Source organism: Plesiomonas sp. (assembly GCF_051650925.1).
Lineage (GTDB): Bacteria > Pseudomonadota > Gammaproteobacteria > Enterobacterales > CAMTGL01 > Plesiomonas.
Map to the genome: position 1 here is coordinate 1 of NZ_JBOFRH010000481.1, position 4,758 is coordinate 4,758.

Annotated in this window: 4 protein-coding genes and 1 pseudogene; all 5 read left to right on the forward strand. The window is 46.9% G+C overall.

What is annotated here, in order from left to right; translation table 11 throughout:
• A partial coding sequence (locus ACRC27_RS11740; protein ID WP_438639940.1) for an endoribonuclease YicC domain-containing protein occupies positions 1-93 on the forward strand: 93 nt, incomplete at its 5' end.
• Between the two features lie 395 nt (positions 94-488).
• Positions 489-1,007 (forward strand): type VI secretion system effector Hcp1, encoded by a 519-nt coding sequence (gene hcp1 / locus ACRC27_RS11745; protein WP_438622667.1) that lies wholly within the window; start codon positions 489-491, stop codon positions 1,005-1,007.
• 192 nt (positions 1,008-1,199) lie between these two features.
• Positions 1,200-3,245 carry a type VI secretion system tip protein TssI/VgrG gene (gene tssI / locus ACRC27_RS11750; RefSeq protein WP_438639938.1) on the forward strand — a complete coding sequence of 682 codons (2,046 nt, stop codon included), beginning with the start codon at positions 1,200-1,202 and terminating at the stop codon, positions 3,243-3,245.
• Positions 3,242-4,045 (forward strand): DUF4123 domain-containing protein, encoded by an 804-nt coding sequence (locus tag ACRC27_RS11755; RefSeq protein WP_438639939.1) that lies wholly within the window; start codon positions 3,242-3,244, stop codon positions 4,043-4,045. The genes tssI and ACRC27_RS11755 overlap by 4 nt, the downstream gene beginning before the upstream one ends.
• Positions 4,042-4,758, forward strand: a pseudogene (locus ACRC27_RS11760) (DUF2235 domain-containing protein); the annotation flags it as partial. The gene ACRC27_RS11755 and the pseudogene ACRC27_RS11760, both read left to right, overlap by 4 nt.

Here is a 4,758-nt window from a genome sequence, read left to right on the forward strand (position 1 = left end):
TCAAAATCAATCAATGCCGAGGTCACCGCCAGCGGTATTGAGCTGAAAGTGCTGATCGAACAAATGCGTGAGCAGATTCAGAATATAGAGTGATGTTTTACACTGTTTTATATTGATTTTAATTTATTGAAAATCCTCACATTTGTGGGGATTTTTGTTTTATTAGGTTCGGTAATTGTTGCTATAGTTCGGTGCTAAATGGTTACTAAAGTGGTGACTAAGACGACTGAATCACGCTGTAAAACGCGCTCAATATAAAACCATATAACCCTCTACCTACGCAGAATTTCGCTCACTGTTCAGACTATTTCACTTTTTATGCAACTTTTGCTGGTTGATCTGCACTGTTTACGCAAATTTTTGCTGAAAAACACGGCACCAGTACACCATGGAAATCATAAGACATTGATTTATAACAACATTAAATATTGGCATTAAAGTTGCCCTCTCTTGTTGGAATGAACCTTTTTCTAACAGGAGAACCCCCCATGCCAACCCCATGCTATATCTCTATCGATGGTAAAACACAGGGCAACATCACCGCCGGTGCTTTTACAGCGGATTCAGTCGGGAATATTTTTGTGCAAGGGCACGAAGATGAAATGCTGGTACAAGAGTTTAAGCATATTGTTACTGTGCCGACAGATCCACAATCAGGCCAGCCAGCAGGGCAACGTGTTCACAAACCATTTCAGTTCACCGTTGCGCTCAATAAAGCAGTTCCGCTGATGTATAACGCACTGGCCTCTGGCGAAATGCTGCCAAAAGTGACCTTAAAATGGTATCGCACGTCGGTAGAAGGTAAACAAGAGCACTTCTTCTCTACCCTACTGACGGATGCCACCATCGTTGATATTGACTGCCAAATGCCACACTGCCAAGACCCGATTAAGTCTGATTTTACCCAACTGATTCAAGTCTCAATGGCTTACCGCAAAATTGACTGGGAACACACCGTAGCCGGAACATCAGGGGCTGATGACTGGCGCGCACCTATTGAGGCCTAACCACACGTATTGCCCCTGATAATCGCTATCCCCCCAGTATATCGGGATATTTTGCTGCAAGGGTGTATATCACGGGCAACCGCTATTGGCTGCCATCATATCGCTTCGGCCGCGGCTGGCGACCGGAGCTTTTTGCTTTACCACTGAACCGGACTGTCGGCAGTATGGCAAAGCATCATCAAGGAGCGATGAATGGCCAATCAAACAGGGCTACAGTTTACCTTGACTGTCGGTACGCTGCCGGAAAACACCTTTGCTGTTGCGGAGTTCTCATTGGATGAAGCACTGAGTAGCCCATTTCTACTCCATCTTGAACTGGCAAGCTCACGGCCTGACATTGATTTTGCGGCGGTACTCGAAAAGCCTTGTGAGTTGTTGATTTGGTTTAACGGTGCACTACAACGCCGTATCAGCGGTGTTGCTAACCAATTTTCACAAGGGGAAACCGGATTTCGGCGTACCCGTTACTCACTGCAGGTACAACCGGCCCTATGGCGGCTCTCTTTACGCCACAATGCCCGTATTTTTCAGCAGCAAACGCCACAGCAAATTATCAGCATTTTGCTGCAAGAGTCGGGGGTTACCGAGTACGCCTTTGCACTGAAAGATCAGCATGCACCTCGGGAGTACTGTGTACAGTATCGTGAAAGTGACCTTGCTTTTATTCAGCGTTTGGCTGCCGAAGAGGGTATTTTCTGTTATCACGAATTTGAAAAAAATACGCATCGCGTTATATTTTCTGACAATACAACTGCCTTGCAGCAAGGGCCAGATCTGTTCTTTAATCCTGCTAATCAAAGCTTACAACATGGTCCTTTTGTTCGCCGTTTTAGCTATGCCGAAAATATTCGTACCACTGAAGTCACGCTGAAAGATTACAGTTTTAAAACACCGGATTACGCTCTATCACACAGCAAACAACGCTCTGCACTGAAACATCAGCGCCATCACTCCCCCTATAATCACTATCCGCATTTTGATTTTCCGGGACGATTTAAACAAGACTCAAGCGGCCAAGCCTTCACCGCCTATCGTCTTGAGGCCTTACGTGCTGATGCCGCAACCGCTGAAGGTCAGGCCAATGCCCCTCAGTTAATGCCGGGGCTGATATTTACCTTGAGTGAACACCCAAGCAGCAACCTGAATACTAAATGGCAAGTGGTGCGCATTACCCACACGGGTAAACAGCCGCAAGCGTTAGAAGAGGAAGGCGGCAACGGCCCAACGGTGTATTACAACACCTTTCATGTAATCAACGCGCAAACACCGTGGCGCGCATTAATGCCGTATAAACCGAAAGTCGATGGCCCACAAATGGCGACTGTCGTCGGGCCACAAGGGGAAGAGATTTACTGCGATGAGCACGGGCGGGTAAAACTGCAATTCCCCTGGGATAGATACGGCGCAAGCGATGATCAAAGCTCATGTTGGGTACGGGTATCACAAGGTTGGGCTGGCGGGCAATACGGCATGATTACCGTTCCACGGGTTGGCCACGAGGTGATTGTCAGTTTTCTAGAAGGTGACCCTGATCAGCCGGTGGTCACAGGCCGCACTTATCACGCCACCAACCGCCCACCTTATGCTTTGCCCGCCCACAAAACCCGAACGGTGCTGCGCACCGATACACATCAGGGGCAAGGTTTTAATGAGCTGCGTTTTGACGATCAGGCCGGCCAAGAGGAGATTTACATTCATGGGCAAAAAGATCTGAACTTACTGATCCAGCACGATGTTGCATGGCACATCAAGCACGATCAACATACTACTATTGATAACACGCGCTTAACCCGTATCAAAGCCGATGATCACCTGACCGTTAATGGTGAAAAACGTGACCACATCAAGGCTGATTATTCACTGACTGTGGATAACACAATGCATCAAAAACTTGGGCAATCATTGCTGATGCAAGCCGGGCACGAAGTGCATATTAAATCTGGCGCCAAAATTGTGCTCGAAGCCGGTTCAGAGATCACCGTTAAAGTCGGTGGAAGCTTTGTCAAAATTGATGCTGAAGGTGTCACTATCAGCGGCCCAACCATCAAGATGAACTCCGGTGGCGAAGCGGGTATGGGTTCAGGCTGGGCAGGCCAGATGCCAGCACTGCCTGGTGATGTCAGCGTGCCAACACCACCGCCAGCCACTATCCCCGCAGTCGCCATTCAAAAAAGCATGGCGTCAATGGCTCCCTTGGTTAAATCATGCTCACAAGCACCAAAGGGAAGTAAAGCATGAGTTTTGATACTTTTGATTCATGGTGCAACCAGCGACAAGACTCGTTATTTGCAATTATTGATGCCACGCTTGATACCACGGCTGTCGCACGCTTTTATGATACTGGCGGGAAAGATGCCTACCCACTGTTCGCCACCACCGCGTTTGCTGATCACGCAGAGCAAGGCCCTTGGCTGTTACCCTTTCCCTCTACCGATTTTGTTAATCATGTTTTGCCGCTCAGTGGCTTTTATATCACCAGTTATGCCACTGTAGAAATCGTACGTCAGCATTGGCAAAGTCTGATTGAAGTCGCCCGAAACGGTGAAGTCATGTGGCTACGTTATGCAGACCCACGCCTCTTCCCAAAAATGTTCGCGGCGATGAGCCAGACCGAACGAGATCAGATCTTAGGCCCTTGCTCTGGATTATGGGGCAATGCACAAGGCTGGCTACGTAGCCCCGACTATGAGTTTATCCCCCAAATATCACCTTGGTTTCGCATTCAACCCCAGCATTTAGCACACTTGTATGATGAAGCCCGTCATGTTTACACACTTTATCGCCACTTATGGCAACGTATAGAGCCGATAATGACTCGCCACACCGATCCTCAAACCACAATTGCTGCGGTATTACAGCGAGCCAATCTTGATGGTTTAGACGGTGATATCCGAGACGGTGTAGTAGCAGCAACTCTTGCCTTACAAATAAATATGCCGCTCGATGCTATCCAAACACCCCTAATGTTAAGCGATAACGAACTCACTTTTGTTAAACATTGGCTGAATAAATACTGCATATTCACAGGAGTTGTATGATGCCCTCTGACCCTTACTGCATTCCCTGTGAAAAATATGATCGCTGGATAGAGCTTGATATTCGCGATGAGAATAACCATGCCTTTTCTGGGCAAAAAGCCATACTGACTGACAGTACCGGAATGACGAAAACAGTAACGCTAACAGATAGCCCAATACAGGTATGGGGGTTTGCAGTTGGGCCTGTGACTGTCAAGTTAGAGACACAGCCTTGGCTAAAAATGGCACAATCGCGCGAAACATTAAAAGAAGGGCAAACCAGCCAAATTCCTGCCTATACCGATTATTTGTCAGGGTACACCGGCATCAAACGCGAGCACTGTAAAGTTACTACCGGTGATCTTTGCCTTACTCAACCGGAAAAAACGTTACCGAAAGGGCACAACGCCGGAGAAGCTCAAACACCCCGTTTTATCACTAATCACTCTTATGTCATTGAGGTAAAAGGTTATAAGTTGGGCACTCTGCGTATTGGTGTATTTTTTGATGGAACGGGGAATAATACTTTTATGCATTTAGCGGGGAAAGACTCAATAGAGGCATTTCTCACTCAATGCAATAATCAACAAGAGCAAAATAAATTGATTGAGCAGTGTCTCAACGGAGAATTACCAAAAACATTAAACAATAGCGAGAAAAACGATGTTACCAACATTGGTAAAGCTTATGATTTATATCGATTACCAACAGAACGTGAGTTGATAGCTAAAATA

What these genes read in the sequence shown, in the direction of transcription:
- hcp1 (WP_438622667.1), top strand. Translation starts at nt 489, where the DNA reads ATGCCAACCCCATGCTATATCTCTATCGATGGTAAAACACAGGGCAAC.
- tssI (WP_438639938.1), top strand. Translation starts at nt 1,200, where the DNA reads ATGGCCAATCAAACAGGGCTACAGTTTACCTTGACTGTCGGTACGCTG.
- ACRC27_RS11755 (WP_438639939.1), top strand. Translation starts at nt 3,242, where the DNA reads ATGAGTTTTGATACTTTTGATTCATGGTGCAACCAGCGACAAGACTCG.